This window comes from Pseudomonas sp. THAF187a, assembly GCF_009363395.1.
Taxonomy (GTDB): domain Bacteria; phylum Pseudomonadota; class Gammaproteobacteria; order Pseudomonadales; family Pseudomonadaceae; genus Aquipseudomonas; species Aquipseudomonas khazarica.
The window spans coordinates 1,602,914-1,620,295 of sequence record NZ_CP045349.1 but is presented as its reverse complement, the minus strand read 5'-3'; the positions used below and the strand labels follow the sequence as shown (position 1 = coordinate 1,620,295).

The following is a 17,382-nucleotide window of genomic DNA, read 5'->3' as shown; positions in this document are numbered from 1 at the left end:
CGGCTCAGCGTTTCTTCGGCTTGCTCTTCGACTTCTTCTTGCCCTTGCCCAGCGGCAGGACCTGCTCGAAGACCTGACGCATGTCGTTGAGGCGCTTGTCGTTGAGGTCGTGGATACGCTTGTCGCGCTCGGCGGCGAAGTCGATCAGTTTTTCGTCATTGCTCATAGCGGAAACCGGATCAGGCGAAAGGTCAGATTCAGGCGCGGCGCGCAGGCTTGGCGCGTCTTCGCCACTTGATGTTGCCAATGATGCTGGGTCGGCCCGCGCATGACCAGTAGCGAGCCATGCTCCAGGGTCAGCGAATGCTCGATGCGCGTGGCGCCCACGCGGCGCAGGTCGAAGCGCCGGCTGCCGCCCAGGTTGAGCGAGGCGATCAGCGGCTCGCGCCCCAGTTCGGGCTCGGCGTCGCTGTGCCAGCCCATGGAGTCCTGGCCGTCGCGGTAGTAGTTGAGCAGCACGGCGTTGAGCGCCTGCCCCACCTCGGCCATGAGCCGCTGACGGATGTCGTCGAGCAGCGCCGTCCACGGCAGCGGCTCGTGCACCTTCCCGGAATAGCGATAACGTGCCTCGGGCTCGCCATACCAGGCGGTCAGGCGCGGCGTGCGGTGGTAACGCCCATGGATGAACAGCTCAGGCTGCTGCCAGGGCGTCTGCTCGACCAGCGCCTGCAGCCAGCGTTCGGCCAGCGCCGCGTCCACCCAGCCAGGCAGGTAGTCCAGCTCGGCATCGGCGATAGCGGATAACGGGTCGGCGAACAGCATGAAGATCTACACAGCAAGAAATGAAAGGAGTGTCTCAGACTTCCACATCCACCCACAGCCCCTGCCGTGGCAGATCACCCAGCGCCTCCTGCATCTCCTCCGGCTCGGCCTCGGCGAGTTGCTCCGGGGTGTAGCCTCGCCGCTGGCGGCGGCGCTGCTCTTCGCGCAGCAGTTCCTCGGCTTCCTGCGGGTGCCGCTTGTCCAGGCTCAGCGCACTCTCCTTGGCGCTCTCCTCGGCCGGGGTCACCGGTGGAATCTCGGGCTTGGGCTTGATCACGTCCTGCGAGGCAGTGACCGGCACCAGGCTGTGGGGGATCGGTGGCAGCATGCAACAGCACCTCCTTTGTAAGGCTGTCGGCCCCGTCATCCGCGACTTTAGCAGGCCGTTGAAAGGCTACCAGCGCTGCCATTGCTGCGTTAAAAACAGGCTCGTGCGCGAGCCCGATCAAAATGCTCACTTACAGCAGGCAAACTCCGCTTCTCGCCTGTTCTTGCCTTACGCTGGCTGCCTCGCCTGCGTTTTTCGACGGCCTGTTAGCCGGTGCTCACTACACTTTCGACTGACGGGCACTGCGATAGTGCCACGAGCGCTTTGGCCGTGGCGCGGCATCCGTTACCATAGCCGGCTTTTTCACGCGGGAGACAGACAGGCATGGCGCAATATCAACCGGGGCAACGCTGGATCAGTGACAGCGAAGCGGAACTGGGTCTGGGAACCATCCTTACCGAGGAAGGCCGCCTGCTCACCGTGCTCTACCCGGCCACCGGCGAAACCCGCCAGTACGCCACGCGCAATGCCCCGCTGACCCGCGTGCGCTTCGCACCGGGTGACGAGATCACCCATTTCGAAGGCTGGAAGCTGACCGTGCAGGAGGTCGAGGACATCGACGGCCTGCTGGTCTATCACGGCCTCAACGCCCAGCATCAGCCGGTCACCATGCCGGAAACCCAGCTGTCGAACTTCATCCAGTTCCGCCTGGCCAGCGACCGCCTGTTCGCCGGCCAGATCGATCCGCTGTCCTGGTTCGCCCTGCGCTACCACAGCCTGGAACACAACAGCCGCCTGCTACAGTCGTCCCTCTGGGGGCTCGGTGGCGCCCGCGCCCAGCCGATCGCGCACCAGCTGCACATCGCTCGCGAAGTGGCCGACCGTATCGCCCCGCGCGTACTGCTGGCCGACGAAGTGGGCCTGGGCAAGACCATCGAGGCCGGCCTGGTGATTCATCGCCAGCTGCTCTCCGGGCGCGCCGGGCGCGTACTGATCCTGGTGCCGGAAAACCTGCAGCACCAGTGGCTGGTGGAGATGCGCCGCCGCTTCAACCTCGACGTGGCCCTGTTCGACGCCGAGCGCTTCATGGAAAGCGATGCCAGCAACCCCTTCGAGGATTGCCAGCTGGCGCTGGTCGCCCTGGAGTGGCTGAAGGACGACGAGAAGGCCCAGGACGCGCTGTTCGCCGCCGGCTGGGACCTGCTGGTGGTCGACGAGGCGCATCACCTGGTCTGGCACCCGGAGCGCGTCAGCCCCGAATACGCCCTAGTCGAGCAGCTGGCCGAGGTCATCCCCGGCGTGCTGCTGCTCACCGCCACCCCGGAACAGCTCGGCCAGGACAGTCACTTCGCCCGCCTGCGCCTGCTCGACCCCAACCGTTTCCATGACCTGGAGGCCTTCCGCGCCGAAAGCAGCCAGTACCGCCCGGTTGCCGAAGCGGTGCAGGAGCTGCTCGATCAGGACAGCCTCAGCGCCCAGGCACGCGATGCCATCGGCGGCTTCCTCGGCGACGAAGGCCGTGAGCTGCTCGATGCCATCGACGGCGGCGACGACGAAGCCCGTGCGCGCCTGGTGCGCGAGCTGCTCGACCGCCACGGCACCGGCCGCCTGCTGTTCCGCAACACCCGCGCCGCAGTACAGGGGTTCCCCGAGCGCGAGCTGCACGCCTACCCGCTGCCGAGCCCGGACGAGTACCTCGAGCTGCCGCTGGGCGAGCATGCCGAGCTGTACCCCGAAGTCAGCTACCAGGCCCAGGACGAGATCGACGACGAGCAGCGCTGGTGGCGCATCGACCCGCGCGTCGAGTGGCTGATCGACAACCTGAAGATGCTCAAGAAATTCAAGGTGCTGGTGATCTGCGCCCACGCCGAGACCGCGCTGGACCTGGAAGACGCCCTGCGCGTGCGCTCCGGCATCCCGGCCACGGTGTTTCACGAGGGCATGAGCATCCTCGAGCGTGACCGCGCCGCCGCCTACTTCGCCGACGAGGAATTCGGCGCGCAGGTGCTGATCTGTTCCGAGATCGGCTCCGAAGGCCGCAACTTCCAGTTCGCCCATCACCTGGTGCTGTTCGACCTGCCGGCCCACCCGGACCTGCTCGAGCAACGCATCGGCCGTCTCGACCGTATCGGCCAGAAGCACCGCATCCAGGTGCACGTGCCGTACCTGGAGAACAGCCCGCAGGAGCGCCTGTTCCAGTGGTATCACCAGGCGCTCAACGCCTTCCTCGCCACCTGCCCGACCGGCAACGCCCTGCAGCATCAGTTCGGCCCGCGCCTGCTGCCGATGCTGGAGAACGCCGACGACGGCGAGTGGCAGCAACTGGTCGACGAGGCCACCGCAGAGCGCATCCGCCTCGAAGGCGAGCTGCACAGCGGCCGTGACCGCCTGCTGGAACTGAACTCCGGCGGCGCCGGCGAAGGCGAGGCGCTGGTAGAGGCGATCCTCGAACAGGACGACCAGTTCACCCTGCCGATCTACATGGAAGAGCTGTTCAACGCCTTCGGCATCGACAGCGAAGACCACTCCGACAACGCCCTGATCCTGCGCCCCAGCGAGAAGATGCTGGATGCCAGCTTCCCCCTCGGCGACGACGAGGCGGTCACCGTCACCTACGACCGTGACCAGGCCCTGGCCCGCGAGGACATGCAGTTCCTCACCTGGGAGCATCCCATGGTGCAGGGCGGCATGGACCTGGTGCTGTCCGGCTCGATGGGCAACACCGCCGTCGCGCTGATCAAGAACAAGGCGCTGAAGCCCGGCACCGTGCTGCTCGAACTGCTCTACGTCAGTGAAGTGGTCGGCCCGCGCAAGCTGCAGCTCGGACGCTTCCTGCCGCCGGCCGCACTGCGCTGTCTGCTCGATGCCAACGGCAACGACCTGGCGCCGAAGGTCGGCTTCGAGACCCTCAACGACCAGCTGGAAAGCGTGCCACGGGCCAGCTCCAACAAGTTCGTCCAGGCTCAGCGCGACGTGCTGGCCAAGCAGATCAACGATGCCGAGGCCAAGATCATGCCGCGCCATGTCGAGCGCGTGGCCGAAGCCAAGCGGCGCCTGGTCGCCGAGCTGGACGAGGAACTGGCGCGCCTGGTCGCGCTCAGCGCGGTCAACCCCAACGTGCGCGACAGTGAAGTGGCCGCCCTGCGCGAGCAGCGCGAACAGAGCCTGGCGATGTTCGACAAGGCTGCCCTGCGCCTGGAAGCGATCCGCGTGCTGGTAGCGGGCTGACACGGCCTCGTCCCGGCGCAGGGTGCGCAATGCGCCCCCTGCGCCAGCACACTGGCCCGGATGCAATCCGGGAACGCTCGCCAACATGAGTCCTCGGATCGCATCCGGGCTACGGACTGACTGGCTCTCGGGTGCGCCCTACAGGCTGCCCAACTCCTCCAGCCGCTTCTGCAGAAACTGCCGGTCCGCCCCCTGCTGCGCCAGCGCCAGGGCCTGGCGATAGGCCGCAATGGCCTGATCAGTGCGCCCCAGCCGCCGCAGCAGGTCGGCCCGTGCGGCATGCAGCAGGTGGTACCCATCCAGCTCGCCGCTGGCCAGCAGGCGCTCGACCTCCATCAAGCCGACTTCCTCGCCCTCGTGCATGGCCAGGGCCACGGCCCGGTTGAGGGCGACCACCGGCGACGGATTCAGCCGCAGCAGCTCGTCATACAGGCCAACGATCTGCGCCCAGTCGGTCTCCTCCAGGCTGGCCGCCTCGGCATGTACCGCAGCGATCGCCGCCTGCAGGCTGTAGGGCCCGAAGCGACGGGAATGCAGGGCCTGCAACACCAGCGCCTCGCCTTCCGCGATCAGCTCGCGGTCCCACAGGCTGCGGTCCTGCGCCTCCAGCAGGATCACCTCGCCATCGGCAGCACTGCGCGCCTGGCGTCGAGACTCGTGCAGCACCATCAGCGCCAGCAGCCCCTGCACTTCCGGCTCGGGCAGCAGCTCCAGCAACAGCCGGCCTAGGCGGATGGCCTCATCGGACAGCTGGCTGCGGGTCAGCGAATCGCCGGAACTGGCGAAGTAACCTTCGTTGAAGACCAGGTAGATCACCCGCAGCACCGCCTCCAGGCGCTCGGGCAGCTCGTTGCGCCCCGGCACTTCGTAAGGAATGCGCGCGTCGCGGATCTTTGCCTTGGCCCGCACGATACGCTGGGCCAGGGTCGAGGGGCTGGAGAGGAATGCGCGGGCGATCTCCTCGGTGCTCAGGTCGCAGACCTCACGCAGGGTCAGCGCCACCTGTGCGTCGCTGGCCAGCGCCGGGTGGCAGCAGGTGAAGATCAGCCGCAGGCGATCGTCTTCCAGCAGCTCGACCTCCTGCGCATCGTCCTCGCCCGGCACGTCGATCCGCTCGTCCAGGGGCTGGAAGCGGCGTTGCCGCCGCAGGCTGTCGATGGCGCGAAAGCGGCCGGCGGACACCAGCCAGGCTCGCGGATTGTCTGGCACGCCCTCACGCGGCCATTGCTCCACCGCACTGCGAAACGCCTCGTGCAGGGCCTCTTCGGCCAGGTCGAAGTCGCCCAGCAGACGGATCAGCGTCGCCAGCACACGGCGCGACTCGTCGCGGTACAGGCGTTCGATCAGCTCGGTGATGGGGGGCGATATCGACATGCGCGTCTCCAGGGCAGGTGCATACGTTGCCCAATCCTGCCGGCGGCGTCGAGCCTCGGCACGATCCGCCCCTCCATTTGGCACCCGCTGCATTGGCAGCCAGGGTCGCGCTGGGCATAGTCGCGCCATCGAAGATCACCAAGGGAGTCCTGTTATGCGTTGGTTGCTGCTGGGTCTGGCGGGTGCTGCGGTATTTCTCTATGGCCGTGTCAGCGGCGACGCGCAGCTCAGCCTGCTGAGCAAGGGCATCCCGGTCATCGCCCTGCTGTTCTGGCTGCGCCAGGCGCCTCCTGGCACCTACCGTCGCTGGATCGGCATCGGCCTGGTGTTCTCCCTGGCCGGCGACATCCTCCTCGACTGGCCCGGCGACCTGTTCGTGTTCGGCCTCGGCGCCTTCCTGCTGGGCCATCTCGCCTACGTGCGCGCCTACTGCTCCGACAGCCGCCAACCGGCCCTGGCCGCACTAATGCTGGCGCTGATTGCCGGCGGGGCGATGTTCGCCGTGCTGGCCAGCAGCGGTCTCGGCGAGCTGCTGATCCCGGTTGCCTGCTATGCCACGGTGATTTCCCTGATGCTCTGGCGCGCCCTGGCGCGGATCGGCCACCGCGCCATTGCCGCGCGCTCCGCCGGCCTGGCCGCCGCCGGTGCCGCGCTGTTCGTGATTTCCGACAGCCTGATCGGCATCGACCGCTTCGTCATGAGCTTCGACGCCGCGCCCTACGCCATCATCCTCACCTACTGGCTGGGCCAGTGGGGCATCACTGCCTCGGCGTTCGCCCGCAGCAAGGCCTGACAACAAGCCCGACGCGCCGTCAGGAAAGCCCTGACGGCTGGGCCGCACTTGGCTAAAATGCCGGCCTTTTCCGCTACCCGTCGCAATCGCCGTGAGCCAAGAATCCGACCGCCTGTTCGCCCAGCCCCTGGCCGATGTGCCCGACTTCGTCTTCAACGAGGACGTCGTGCGGGTCTTTCCCGACATGATCAAGCGCTCGGTGCCGGGCTACCCGACCATCGTCGAGAACATCGGTGTGCTCGCCGGCCAGTTCGCCCAGGCGCATACCACGCTGTACGATCTCGGTGCATCGCTCGGCGCGGTGACCCAGGCGCTGCGCCGGCACGTGCGCAGCGACGGTTGCCGGGTGATCGCCGTGGACAACTCGCCGGCCATGGTTTCGCGTTGCAGCGAATACCTGCACGCCCAGGACGCCATGTTCCAGGAGCTGCTGCCGGTTGCAGTGATCGAGGCCGATATCCTAGCCCTCCCCCTGCAACCGACTTCGCTGGTCACGCTCAACTTCACCCTGCAGTTCATCCCGCCGGAGCGCCGCCTGGAGCTGCTCACGCGCATCCGCCAGGCGCTGCTGCCGGGCGGCGCGCTGATCCTCTCGGAGAAGCTGCGCTTCGAGGACGAAGCCCAGCACGAACTGCTCACCGAGCTGCACGTTGCCTTCAAACGCGCCAACGGCTACAGCGAGCTGGAGATCGCGCAGAAGCGCAGCGCCATCGAGAACGTGATGAAACCCGACAGCCTCGAGCAGCATCGCGAACGTCTGCTGGCGGCAGGGTTCAGCAAGGTGGTGCCCTGGTTCCAGTGCCTGAACTTTGCCTCCCTGGTGGCCCTGCCATGATGCGCGATCTGGATCTCGACGCGCTGCAGGCACAACTGGCCGGCACCCCGCTGCAGGACTGGGCCTGCTCACTGCCCGGCCAGCTCGATGCCAAGCTGGCCATAGGTCATGGCGACCTGGCGCGCTGGTACGGCGCGGTGCAGGCTCTGCCTGCGCTGACGGCGAGCGACATCGAACTCGACCAGCGCTTCGCGTTCGACGGCCCTTGCGACGAGACGAGCCGCGCCCAGTTGCAGGGCGCCCTGCAAGGCCTGATTCCCTGGCGCAAGGGGCCTTTCGAACTGTTCGGCGTGCACATCGACACCGAATGGCGCTCGGACTGGAAATGGCAGCGCGTCGCGCCGCATCTGGACCTCGCCGGCAAGCGCATCCTCGACGTGGGTTGCGGCAACGGCTACTACATGTGGCGCATGCTCGGCGCCGGCGCGGACAGCGTGGTGGGCATCGACCCCAACTGGCTGTTCCTCTGCCAGTTCCTGGCGATGAAGCGCTACCTGCCGGACCAGCCGGTGTGGCACCTGCCGCTGGCCTTCGAGGAGCTGCCAGCCAGGCTGCAGGGCTTCGATACGGTGTTCTCCATGGGCGTGCTCTACCACCGCCGCTCGCCCATCGATCACCTGCTCGACCTCAAGGATGCATTGCTCAAGGGCGGCGAACTGGTGCTGGAAACCCTGGTGGTGGAAGGCGACGTCGAGCAGGTGCTGGTGCCCGAGGACCGCTACGCGCAGATGCGCAATGTGTGGTTCCTGCCGTCGGTGCCGGCACTGGAGCGCTGGCTGCGCCGTGCCGGCTTCGAGGACGTGCGCTGTGTCGATGTCAGCACCACTTCGGTGGAGGAGCAACGCGCCACCGAGTGGATGCGCTTCCAGTCGCTGCCGGAGTTTCTCGATCCGGCCGACCACAGCCGTACCGTCGAAGGCCTGCCGGCACCGACCCGCGCCGTGCTGATCGCGCGCAAGCCCTAACCCTCAGCGTGGCCGGTTGCACCCGCCCTGCGGGCGCAGCCAACGTGCCCGCCGCTGTGCGATCGAGCGCAGCGGTTCAGCCGCCCCCTGCTCGACCACACCACGGGCGCCGCCCAGACGGATGCGCCCCTCGATGTCCTGGGCCAGCAGGCGGCGCATGCGGCGGCGCCAGAACCAGGCGCCGATCCAGTCGACGATGGCATTCTGCAGGTCCAGCGGCCACATGGCCGGCATGTAGAACTCGGGCATGGCTGGGCTCGGCTTGTCGTGATGGTTCGAACTTTTCATGGCGTTTCCTCCTTCTGCGCTGCCGGGTCGTACCGGGCTTGCGATCAGGATGAAACGCGCCTATCGTTCAAGCAAACGACAAATTTCAAATCATCGATTAAGTAATATTTAACGATCATGAACGCGACCGCCCCCCTGTCATTGCCACTGCTGGAAAGCGATGTGCTGCGTACCTTCGTCGCCATCGCCGACAGCGGCAGCTTCACCCGCACCGCCACCCAGGTGTTTCGCAGCACCGCGGCGGTCAGCCTGCAGATCAAGCGCCTGGAGGAAACCCTCGGCCAGCGCCTGTTCACCCGCGAAGCCAGGCGCGTGCACCTGACGGCCGAAGGCGAGCTGCTGCTGGGTTATGCCAGGCGCCTGCTCAAGCTCAACGAGGAAGCGGTAGCGCGCTTCCTGACGCCGACCCTGACCGGCCGCGTGCGCTTCGGCACGCCGAACGACATCGGCGACCGCGTACTCCCCGGCGTCCTGACCCTGTTCGCGCGCAGCCATCCGGCCGTGGAGGTCGAGGTCAATGTCGGGCGCAGCGTCGATCTGGTGGCGAAACTGGATGCCGGCGAGCTGGACCTGACCCTGATCAACGCGGGCAACGATGGTCTGGACGACTCACGCGGTGACGTCATCTATTCCGAGGAACTGGTCTGGGCCGGTCGCGATGGCGGCCTGGCGGTGCAGCGCTCGCCACTACCGCTGGCACTGGCCAACCCGGGTTGTGCCTGGCGCCGGACCGCGCTCGACGCGCTGGACCGCCAGGGCCTGAGCTACCGCGTCGCCTACTCGTGCGAGCAGTGTGCCGGACAGGAGGCGGCGATGACTGCCGACCTGGCCATCGCCCCCTTCCCCCGCAGCCTGGTCAAGCCTCCTCTGCGCCGCCTGGGCGCGGAACAGGGCCTGCCGGCGCTGGGCGAATACCACATCAAGCTGATTCGCGGCCATCAGCACAACGATGCCATCGAGGCACTGGCCATGCAGATGACCCAGGCGTTCAGCCAGGGCTGAATCGAAAGCACTTCAGCGGCGACAGGCTATGGAAAGTCGCGGCTGAAGCCCCTCCCACAACGTCCGCTAGCCGCGCTCGGCCGCCGCGACGATCAGCGCCTTCATCTCCGCGACCGCCTGCTTGAAGCCGACGAACAGCGCATGGGCGACGATGGCGTGGCCGATGTTCAGCTCGTTGACCCCAGGGATCGCGGCCACGGCTTCAGCGTTGTGGTAGTGCAGGCCATGGCCGGCATTGACGATCAAGCCGTGGTTCAAACCGCAGATTACCCCGTCGCGGATGCGTGACAGCTCCTGGGCCGCCTCCTCCGCCGTGTGAGCATCGGCGTAGCGGCCGGTGTGCAGTTCGATGACCGGGGCGCCGACGCGCATGGCCGCCTCGATCTGCCGCTCCTCGGCGTCGATGAACAGCGACACCTCGCAACCGGCCAGGGACAGGCGCTCGACCGCCGCGGCAATGCGCGCCTCCTGCCCGGCCACGTCCAGGCCGCCCTCGGTGGTCAGCTCCTGGCGGGTTTCCGGCACGAGGCAGACATGCGCCGGGCGGATCTGCTCGGCGAAACCGAGCATGAAGTCGGTGACGCCCATCTCGAAGTTCATCCGTGTCTGCAGCACATCGGCCAGCACACGCACGTCACGGTCCTGGATGTGCCGGCGATCTTCGCGCAGGTGCACGGTGATACCGTCGGCACCGGCCTCCTCGGCATCCAGTGCGGCCTTGACCGGGTCCGGGTAGCGCGTACCGCGAGCCTGGCGCAGGGTGGCGACGTGGTCGATGTTCACGCCGAGCAGAATACGATTGGCCTCAGTCACGCTTGGACTCCTTGAGCGTCATGAAAAGTTCGCGGCTGACCAGTGGTCTGCCGCCAAGATGGGGTGCCAGTGCCTGGCGCATCAGGCGCTTGGCGGCAGCCAGCGCACCCGGTGTGTGCCAGTCCGCTTCGGCCATGGCCAGCAACTCGCGGCCCTGGAATACCCCAGGCTGCAGTTGTATCACCTGCACCAGGCCGACGTCCTGCTGCCAGCGGTACAGCGCAGCGGGGTCGATGGGCTGGTCATGCTGATCACGATCGAGGGCGAAACCATAGCCCAGCTCGTCCAGCAGGCGCCATTCGAATGCGCGCAGCAGCGGCTCCAGGGGCCGGCCGGCAGCCAGCGCCTGCAGGGTCAGGCCATAGTGGTCGAGCATCGCGGGGTGCGGATCCTCGGCGGGCAGCAGGCGGATCAGCAGTTCGTTGAGATAGAGCCCGGAGAACAGCGCCTCCCCCGTCAGCAGCAACGGGATGCCGGCGCTTTCCAGACGGCCGACGGTCTTCAGCTCGCCACGGCCACGCAGTTCGAGATCGAGCGGCGCGAACGGACGGGCGATACTGCCGACCTTGCCGCGCGCGGCTCTCAGTACCGCACGGATGCGCCCCTGAGCGGTGAAGAAATCCACCAGGGCGCTGCTTTCCTTGTAGGGACGGCTATGCAGGACATAAGCGGCAAGGTCCAAGCTGCAAGCCTCAAGCGCGAGCTATGGCGCAGCGCATGGCGTGCAGCCCGCGGCTCAATCCAGGTAGCCCAGCGAACGCAGCGCGCGCTCGTCGTCGGACCAGCCGCCTTTGACCTTGACCCAGAGATTGAGCATCACCTTGGAATCGAACATGGTTTCCATGTCCTTGCGCGCGTCCTGGCCGATGCGTTTGATGCGCTCGCCCTTGTCGCCAATGATGATCTTCTTCTGCCCGTCGCGCTCCACCAGGATCAGGCCGTGGATGTGCAGCACGCGGCCTTCCTGCTTGAACTCCTCGATCTCCACGGTGATCTGGTACGGCAACTCGGCACCGAGCTGACGCATGATCTTCTCGCGGATCAGCTCGGCCGCCAGGAAACGGCTGGAGCGGTCGGTGATCTGGTCTTCCGGGTAGAAGTGCTCGGACTCCGGCAGGCGCTCGCCCACCAGCGCTTCCAGGGTGTCGAGATTCTGCCCCTGCAACGCGGAGATCGGCACGATCTCCGCCTGCGGCAGTTGCTCGGCCAGCCAGTTCAGGTGCGGCAGCAGCTCGCTCTTGTCTTCCAGACGGTCAGCCTTGTTCACCGCGAGCAGGATCGGGCACTTGACGTGCTGGACCTTCTCCAGCACCAACTGGTCCTCGTCGGTCCAGCGCATGCGGTCGACCACGAACACCACGACATCGACATCCTTCAGCGCCGTGGAGGCGCTACGGTTCATGTAGCGGTTGAGCGCCTTGTCGTTGTGCTTGTGCAAGCCGGGCGTATCGACGTAGACGGCCTGCACATCACCCTCGGTCTTGATGCCGAGCATGTTGTGACGGGTGGTCTGCGGCTTGCGCGAGGTGATCGCCAGCTTCTGTCCGAGGATGTGGTTGAGCAGCGTCGACTTGCCCACATTGGGCCGGCCGACGATGGCGACGTAACCACAGCGGGTCACGGGTGCATCAGTCATTGCCATTCTCCACCCCGAGGGCGATCAGCGCCGCAGCCGCAGCGACCTGCTCGGCGATACGCCGGCTGCCGCCCTGGCCCAGGGTCTTTTCATTGAGCAGGGCCACCTGGCACTCGACCATGAAGGTACGGCAGTGCGGCTCGCCCTGAATGTCCACCACCTCGTAACGAGGCAGCTCGCAGGCGCGCGACTGCAGGAACTCCTGCAAGCGCGTCTTCGGGTCCTTGTTGGTATCGACCAGGGTCAGGCCATCCAGCTCGCCGGTCAGCCAGTCCAGCACGCGCTCGCGGGCCGCATCCATGCCGGCATCCAGATAGATCGCGCCGATCAGGGCTTCCAGCGCATCGGCGAGGATCGACTCGCGGCGAAAACCACCGCTCTTGAGCTCCCCCGAGCCCAGGCGCAGGTATTCGCCCAGCTCGAAACCGCGCGCCAGCACGGCCAGGGTCTCGCCCTTGACCAGACGGGCGCGCAAACGCGACAACTGACCTTCGCGCGCCTGCGGGAAGCGCTCGAACAGCGCCTCGCCGGCGACGAAGTTGAGAATGGCATCACCGAGAAATTCCAGCCGCTCATTGTTGCGGCCGGCGAAACTGCGATGGGTCAGGGCCAGGATCATCAGACCCTGGTCCTTGAAGCTATAGCCGAGCTTGCGCTCGAGGCGGGACAGATTGGGACTCACGGCATCCGTACACGAAATTCTTTGTCGAAATTCACCACCAGGTCGAGGTTCTCGATCAGCGGCTCACGTTTTTCATACTTCAGGTGGACCCGGAACTCGTTGTTCTCCACCTTCACTTGCATCACGTCACGCAGGTTCAGATCGCGAATGCTGTTGACCTGCATGCCACGGTCGACGTGGCTGTAGAACTCGCCAACGGTGCGCACTTGCGCAGCCTGATCGGTCTCCACCGAGGTAATGATCTTTTCCATCGACATGTAGTCGAGATAATGCGGCAGGACCTTGAAACCGGTGCTGGCGAAGAACGCCACCACGGCCAGAGCCACCAGCCAGCCCAGAATGGAAAGCCCCTGCTGCGAACGCGCGAAAGTCATGTTCATCCCCCAATAAACGGTCTTGTTGTAGCCTCGTGGCTAGAACTATTTATAGCCTGCGGCGCTGCCTTGAACAGCGCGCCAGTACTCAATGAATCAGGCCGACCCGCGAGAAGTTGGGCAGATTGCCGGTTTTCGGCTCCGGCCAGCTCATCCAGATGGCGAAGGCCTTGCCGACGATGTGGTCGTCCGGAACCATGCCCCACAGCTCCTGAGGGATGTTGCGATCACGCCAGAAGCGACTGTCGTTGGAGTTGTCGCGGTTGTCGCCCATCATGAAGTAGTGCCCTTGCGGCACGACCCACTCACCGCCCGGATCACGCCGCATGCGGGTCATTTCCTTGCGGATGGTGTGCTCGACCTGTCCCAGGCGCTCCTGATAGAGAACCGCGCTGCCCAGGCTGCCCGGCTCCTCGCCCAGCAGCTTCTCGGCCACCGGCTCACCGTTGATGAGCAGACGCTTGCCCTGGGTGTACTGGATGCGATCACCCGGCAGCCCCACGACACGCTTGATGTAGTTGATGCTCGGATCGCTGGGGTAACGGAACACCATCACGTCGCCACGCTGCGGGTCATCCACCTCGATGACCTTGGTGTCGATGACCGGCAGACGAATGCCGTAGGCGAACTTGTTGACCAGGATGAAATCGCCCACTTCCAGGGTCGGCTTCATCGACCCCGACGGAATCTGGAAGGGTTCCACCAGAAACGAGCGCAGTACCAGCACGATGGCCAGCACCGGGAAGAACGACTTGCCGTACTCGACCAGCAAGGGTTCCTTGCTCAGGCGCTCCAGCACCCTGTCGTCAGGATCGTCGACCCGCCCCTGGTACGCCGCAATCGCCGCACGGCGGCGCGGAGCCAGCAGGATCAGATCGATCAGGGCCAGGAAGCCGCAAACGGCAACCGCGATAACCAACAGGAGCGGGAAATTGATCGACATAGAGCCTTAGCTATCCAACCTGAGCACCGCAAGGAAGGCTTCCTGTGGGATTTCCACGTTGCCGACCTGCTTCATGCGTTTCTTACCGGCCTTCTGCTTCTCGAGCAGCTTCTTCTTACGGCTCACGTCGCCGCCGTAACACTTGGCCAGTACGTTCTTTCTGAGTGCCTTGACAGTGGTTCGCGCGATGATCTGGCCGCCGATGGCTGCCTGGATCGCCACATCGAACATCTGTCGAGGAATCAGTTCCTTCATCTTCTCGGTCAACGCGCGTCCCTTGTACGCCGCGTTGTCACGGTGCACGATCAATGCCAGGGCATCGACCTTGTCGCCATTGATCAGCACATCCAGCCTGACCAGGTTGGCCGACTGATAGCGATCGAAATGATAGTCCAGCGAGGCGTAGCCACGGCTGGTCGATTTCAGACGATCGAAGAAGTCCAGCACCACCTCGTTCATCGGCAGGTCGTAACGCACCTGAACCTGAGAACCGAGGAACTGCATGTCACGCTGCACGCCACGCTTCTCGACGCACAGGGTAATGACGTTACCCAGGTGCTCCTGCGGCACCAGGATGGTCGCCGTCACGATCGGCTCGCGGAAATCGGCGATGGACGAGACATCCGGCAGCTTGGACGGGTTGTCGACGGTGATGGTCTCACCGGTCTTGAGCTCGAGTTCGTAGATAACGCTCGGCGCGGTGGTGATCAGGTCCAGGTCATATTCGCGCTCCAGGCGCTCCTGGATGATCTCCATGTGCAGCATGCCGAGGAAGCCGCAGCGGAAGCCGAAGCCCAGTGCATCGGAGCTTTCCGGTGCGTACTGCAGCGACGAGTCATTGAGGGTCAGCTTCTGCAGCGCCTCACGGAAGTCCTCGAAATCGTCGGAGCTGACCGGGAACAGGCCCGCGTAGACTTGCGGCTGGATCTTCTTGAAGCCCGACAGCATCTCGACCTCTGGGGTCGAAGACAGGGTCAGGGTGTCGCCGACCGGCGCACCATGAATGTCCTTGATGCTGGCGATGATGAAGCCCACTTCACCGGCCTTGAGGTCAGCGGTGGCGGTGTGTTTCGGGGTGAATACACCGACGCTGTCGACCAGGTGCACCTTGCCGGTGGACTTGACCAGAATCTTGTCGCCCTTCTTCACCCGGCCCTGGCGCACGCGCACCAGCGACACGACGCCCAGGTAGTTGTCGAACCAGGAGTCGATGATCAGCGCCTGCAGCGGCGCCTCGATCTCGCCCTCGGGCGCGGGGATGGTATGCACCAGGCGCTCGAGCACCTCGTCCACGCCCATGCCGCTCTTGGCGCTACAGGCCACGGCTTCGCTGGCGTCGATACCGATGATCTTCTCGATCTCGTCCTTGACGCGCTCCGGATCGGCCTGCGGCAGGTCCATCTTGTTCAGCACCGGCATGACCTCAAGGCCCTGCTCGATGGCGGTGTAGCAGTTGGCAACCGACTGCGCTTCCACGCCCTGGCCGGCATCGACCACCAGCAGCGCACCTTCGCAGGCCGCCAGCGAGCGACTGACTTCATAGGTGAAGTCGACGTGACCGGGGGTGTCGATGAAGTTCAGCTGATAGACCTTGCCGTCCTGCGCCTTGTAGTGAAGCGTGACGCTGTGGGCCTTGATGGTGATGCCGCGCTCACGCTCCAGATCCATGGAGTCCAGGACCTGAGCCTCCATTTCACGCGCGGTGAGACCGCCGCAGAGCTGGATAAAACGGTCAGCCAGGGTGGACTTGCCGTGGTCAATGTGGGCAATGATGGAAAAATTGCGGATATGACTCAGGTCACTCACAGATCAACACTCGAAGAGGGCACGGGCAAGACGCTTGCCGAAAATAGCCGCGGATTGTACCCGATCCCTCGCAACCACGTCACGTCTGCTGCAGCGCCTGGCGTACACGCAAAAAGGGCGCCCGAAAGCGCCCCTGTTCAGCCTCGCCGGAAGAATTACTCCGCCAGCTTGAAGGTGATGAAGCTGGCGCGCCCCTGACGCAGCACGCGCATGGAGACCGACCGGTTCTTCGGCAACTCCTGCGCCACCTGGGTAAAGGTACTGGTGGAGTCGATGGCCTGGTTGTTCAGGTGCGTGATCACGTCACCCGGACGCAGGCCGATCATCGCGGCCGGACCATTGAGCACTTCCTTGACCACCACACCGCCTTTCAGGTCGAGGCCTTTCTTCTGCTCGGCAGTCAGCTCGACCACCGTGACACCCAGGCGGTTGTTGCTGCGCTCGCCACCCTGAGCCGGGTCGCCGGCGGCCAGCTCCTGCCCTTCTTCCGGCAGCGTACCGATGGTCACGTTGAGCTTCTTGCGCGAACCGTCGCGCACCACGTCCAGCTCGGCCTTCTCGCCCGGCTTCAGACCACCGACCAGATGCGGCAGGTCCGCGGACATGATGATCGGCTTGTCATTGAGATTGAGGATGACATCGCCAACCTGCAGCCCGCCCTTGTCGGCCGGGCCGTCTTCCAGCACCTGCGCGACCAGCGCACCGGCCGGCTTGTCCAGACCGAAGGATTCGGCCAGGTCCTTGTTCACTTCCTGGATGACCACACCCAGCCAGCCGCGCGTGACCTTGCCATCCGCCTTGAGCTGGTCGGCGACCTGCATGGCGACTTCCATGGGAATGGCGAACGACAGGCCCATGAAACCGCCGGAGCGAGTGAAGATCTGCGAGTTGATGCCGACGACCTCACCCTTGAGATTGAACAGCGGGCCGCCGGAGTTGCCCGGGTTGATCGCCACGTCGGTCTGGATGAAGGGCACGTAGCTGTCGCTGGGCAGGCTGCGGCCCTTGGCGCTGACGATACCGGCCGTCACCGAGTGATCGAAACCGAACGGCGAACCGATGGCCAGCACCCACTCGCCGACCTTGAGTTCCTCGGACTTGCCCAGGCGCACGGTCGGCAGGTTCTTGCCTTCGACCTTGAGCAGCGCCACGTCACTGCGCGGGTCGGCGCCGATCAGCTTGGCCTCCAGCTCACTGCGGTCGGACAGGCGCACGATGATCTCGTCGGCGTCGGCGACCACATGATTGTTGGTCATGATGTAGCCGTCCGGCGAGATGATGAAGCCGGAACCCAGCGATTGCGCCTCGCGCTGACGCCCGCCCGGATTGCGCGGCACCTGCGGAATGCTGCGCTCGAAAAACTCGCGGAACATCGGCGGCAGGCCTTCCAGATCGGGCAGCCCGGACTGCCCGGCAACGGCGCGCTCAGGCACCTTCTGGCGCGTACTGATATTGACCACCGCAGGCGAGGCTTCCTCGACCAGCGGCGTGAAATCAGGCAGATCGGCCTGCGCCACCAGACTTTGCCCCCACAACAGGGCGGCCATCAACACCGGCACAACGGACTTGATATTTCTCATCGGCTACAACTCCAGATGCAGAATGAAATACAC

18 protein-coding genes are annotated in these 17,382 nt (G+C 65.3%); 5 read left to right on the top strand and 13 right to left on the bottom strand.

The features are described from left to right. Positions 1-4: 4 nt before the first annotated feature. Genes FIV02_RS24795 through FIV02_RS07540 form a run of 3 tightly spaced genes read right to left on the bottom strand, consistent with a single transcriptional unit; the run spans position 5 to position 1,090 of the window. Positions 5-166, bottom strand: coding sequence for a hypothetical protein (locus FIV02_RS24795; protein WP_167494330.1), 162 nt, complete (start codon positions 164-166; stop codon positions 5-7). After that, on the bottom strand, positions 163-762 hold the full coding sequence (locus tag FIV02_RS07545; protein ID WP_152488259.1) for an alpha-ketoglutarate-dependent dioxygenase AlkB: 600 nt from the start codon (positions 760-762) through the stop codon (positions 163-165). The genes FIV02_RS24795 and FIV02_RS07545 overlap by 4 nt, the downstream gene beginning before the upstream one ends. Before the next feature lie 34 nt (positions 763-796). Beyond that, positions 797-1,090 (bottom strand): hypothetical protein, encoded by a 294-nt coding sequence (locus FIV02_RS07540; protein ID WP_037048908.1) that lies wholly within the window; start codon positions 1,088-1,090, stop codon positions 797-799. Positions 1,091-1,414: 324 nt separating this feature from the next. Here FIV02_RS07540 and rapA point away from each other — a divergent pair, with 324 nt between their 5' ends. Next, positions 1,415-4,258 (top strand): RNA polymerase-associated protein RapA, encoded by a 2,844-nt coding sequence (gene rapA, locus FIV02_RS07535; protein WP_152488258.1) that lies wholly within the window; start codon positions 1,415-1,417, stop codon positions 4,256-4,258. Between the two features lie 138 nt (positions 4,259-4,396). On the opposite strand, the gene FIV02_RS07530 is transcribed toward rapA, so the two are convergent. Then, positions 4,397-5,632, bottom strand: a complete 1,236-nt coding sequence (locus tag FIV02_RS07530) for an RNA polymerase sigma factor (protein WP_152488257.1) — start codon at positions 5,630-5,632, stop codon at positions 4,397-4,399. A gap of 154 nt (positions 5,633-5,786) precedes the next feature. Between FIV02_RS07530 and FIV02_RS07525 the strand changes: the two genes are divergently transcribed. From FIV02_RS07525 to cmoB, 3 genes are all read left to right on the top strand, one after another. Next, positions 5,787-6,425 carry a lysoplasmalogenase gene (locus FIV02_RS07525; protein ID WP_152488256.1) on the top strand — a complete coding sequence of 213 codons (639 nt, stop codon included), beginning with the start codon at positions 5,787-5,789 and terminating at the stop codon, positions 6,423-6,425. 91 nt (positions 6,426-6,516) lie between these two features. Further along, positions 6,517-7,260, top strand: coding sequence for a carboxy-S-adenosyl-L-methionine synthase CmoA (gene cmoA / locus FIV02_RS07520; RefSeq protein WP_037048917.1), 744 nt, complete (start codon positions 6,517-6,519; stop codon positions 7,258-7,260). Beyond that, on the top strand, positions 7,257-8,225 hold the full coding sequence (cmoB, locus tag FIV02_RS07515; protein ID WP_152488255.1) for a tRNA 5-methoxyuridine(34)/uridine 5-oxyacetic acid(34) synthase CmoB: 969 nt from the start codon (positions 7,257-7,259) through the stop codon (positions 8,223-8,225). Before cmoA ends, cmoB begins: the two co-directional genes overlap by 4 nt. A gap of 3 nt (positions 8,226-8,228) precedes the next feature. Here the strand turns inward: cmoB and FIV02_RS07510 are convergent, their stop codons facing one another. After that, positions 8,229-8,513, bottom strand: a complete 285-nt coding sequence (locus FIV02_RS07510; protein WP_152488254.1) for a hypothetical protein — start codon at positions 8,511-8,513, stop codon at positions 8,229-8,231. Between the two features lie 117 nt (positions 8,514-8,630). Here FIV02_RS07510 and FIV02_RS07505 point away from each other — a divergent pair, with 117 nt between their 5' ends. Then, entirely contained in the window at positions 8,631-9,515 is an 885-nt protein-coding gene (locus tag FIV02_RS07505; RefSeq protein WP_134676304.1) for a LysR substrate-binding domain-containing protein, read from the top strand. 66 nt (positions 9,516-9,581) lie between these two features. Here the strand turns inward: FIV02_RS07505 and pdxJ are convergent, their stop codons facing one another. The 8 genes from pdxJ to FIV02_RS07465 all read right to left on the bottom strand — a co-directional run bounded on the left by pdxJ (position 9,582) and on the right by FIV02_RS07465 (position 17,316). After that, complete coding sequence (gene pdxJ / locus FIV02_RS07500; RefSeq protein ID WP_037048930.1) at positions 9,582-10,328, bottom strand: pyridoxine 5'-phosphate synthase; 747 nt, start codon at positions 10,326-10,328, stop codon at positions 9,582-9,584. Beyond that, entirely contained in the window at positions 10,321-11,010 is a 690-nt protein-coding gene (gene recO / locus FIV02_RS07495; RefSeq protein WP_047592070.1) for a DNA repair protein RecO, read from the bottom strand. The genes pdxJ and recO overlap by 8 nt, the downstream gene beginning before the upstream one ends. Before the next feature lie 54 nt (positions 11,011-11,064). Next, complete coding sequence (gene era / locus FIV02_RS07490; protein WP_047592068.1) at positions 11,065-11,964, bottom strand: GTPase Era; 900 nt, start codon at positions 11,962-11,964, stop codon at positions 11,065-11,067. Beyond that, on the bottom strand, positions 11,957-12,646 hold the full coding sequence (rnc, locus tag FIV02_RS07485; RefSeq protein ID WP_152488253.1) for a ribonuclease III: 690 nt from the start codon (positions 12,644-12,646) through the stop codon (positions 11,957-11,959). The genes era and rnc overlap by 8 nt, the downstream gene beginning before the upstream one ends. Beyond that, positions 12,643-13,020 carry a DUF4845 domain-containing protein gene (locus FIV02_RS07480; protein ID WP_047592093.1) on the bottom strand — a complete coding sequence of 126 codons (378 nt, stop codon included), beginning with the start codon at positions 13,018-13,020 and terminating at the stop codon, positions 12,643-12,645. Before FIV02_RS07480 ends, rnc begins: the two co-directional genes overlap by 4 nt. Positions 13,021-13,108: 88 nt before the next feature. After that, positions 13,109-13,963: a signal peptidase I gene (gene lepB / locus FIV02_RS07475; RefSeq protein WP_037048943.1), complete on the bottom strand. Its 855-nt coding sequence runs from the start codon at positions 13,961-13,963 to the stop codon at positions 13,109-13,111. A 6-nt stretch (positions 13,964-13,969) separates the two neighbouring features. After that, positions 13,970-15,769 (bottom strand): translation elongation factor 4, encoded by a 1,800-nt coding sequence (gene lepA / locus FIV02_RS07470; RefSeq protein WP_152488252.1) that lies wholly within the window; start codon positions 15,767-15,769, stop codon positions 13,970-13,972. 155 nt (positions 15,770-15,924) lie between these two features. Beyond that, entirely contained in the window at positions 15,925-17,316 is a 1,392-nt protein-coding gene (locus tag FIV02_RS07465; protein ID WP_371923273.1) for a DegQ family serine endoprotease, read from the bottom strand. Positions 17,317-17,382 lie beyond the last annotated feature (66 nt).

Bases quoted from the DNA above. Each gene is read 5' to 3' on its own strand.
- FIV02_RS24795 (WP_167494330.1), bottom strand. From the start codon at position 166: ATGAGCAATGACGAAAAACTGATCGACTTCGCCGCCGAGCGCGACAAG.
- FIV02_RS07545 (WP_152488259.1), bottom strand. From the start codon at position 762: ATGCTGTTCGCCGACCCGTTATCCGCTATCGCCGATGCCGAGCTGGAC.
- FIV02_RS07540 (WP_037048908.1), bottom strand. From the start codon at position 1,090: ATGCTGCCACCGATCCCCCACAGCCTGGTGCCGGTCACTGCCTCGCAG.
- rapA (WP_152488258.1), top strand. From the start codon at position 1,415: ATGGCGCAATATCAACCGGGGCAACGCTGGATCAGTGACAGCGAAGCG.
- FIV02_RS07530 (WP_152488257.1), bottom strand. From the start codon at position 5,632: ATGTCGATATCGCCCCCCATCACCGAGCTGATCGAACGCCTGTACCGC.
- FIV02_RS07525 (WP_152488256.1), top strand. From the start codon at position 5,787: ATGCGTTGGTTGCTGCTGGGTCTGGCGGGTGCTGCGGTATTTCTCTAT.
- cmoB (WP_152488255.1), top strand. From the start codon at position 7,257: ATGATGCGCGATCTGGATCTCGACGCGCTGCAGGCACAACTGGCCGGC.
- FIV02_RS07510 (WP_152488254.1), bottom strand. From the start codon at position 8,513: ATGAAAAGTTCGAACCATCACGACAAGCCGAGCCCAGCCATGCCCGAG.
- FIV02_RS07505 (WP_134676304.1), top strand. From the start codon at position 8,631: ATGAACGCGACCGCCCCCCTGTCATTGCCACTGCTGGAAAGCGATGTG.
- era (WP_047592068.1), bottom strand. From the start codon at position 11,964: ATGACTGATGCACCCGTGACCCGCTGTGGTTACGTCGCCATCGTCGGC.
- FIV02_RS07480 (WP_047592093.1), bottom strand. From the start codon at position 13,020: ATGACTTTCGCGCGTTCGCAGCAGGGGCTTTCCATTCTGGGCTGGCTG.
- lepB (WP_037048943.1), bottom strand. From the start codon at position 13,963: ATGTCGATCAATTTCCCGCTCCTGTTGGTTATCGCGGTTGCCGTTTGC.
- FIV02_RS07465 (WP_371923273.1), bottom strand. From the start codon at position 17,316: ATGGCCGCCCTGTTGTGGGGGCAAAGTCTGGTGGCGCAGGCCGATCTG.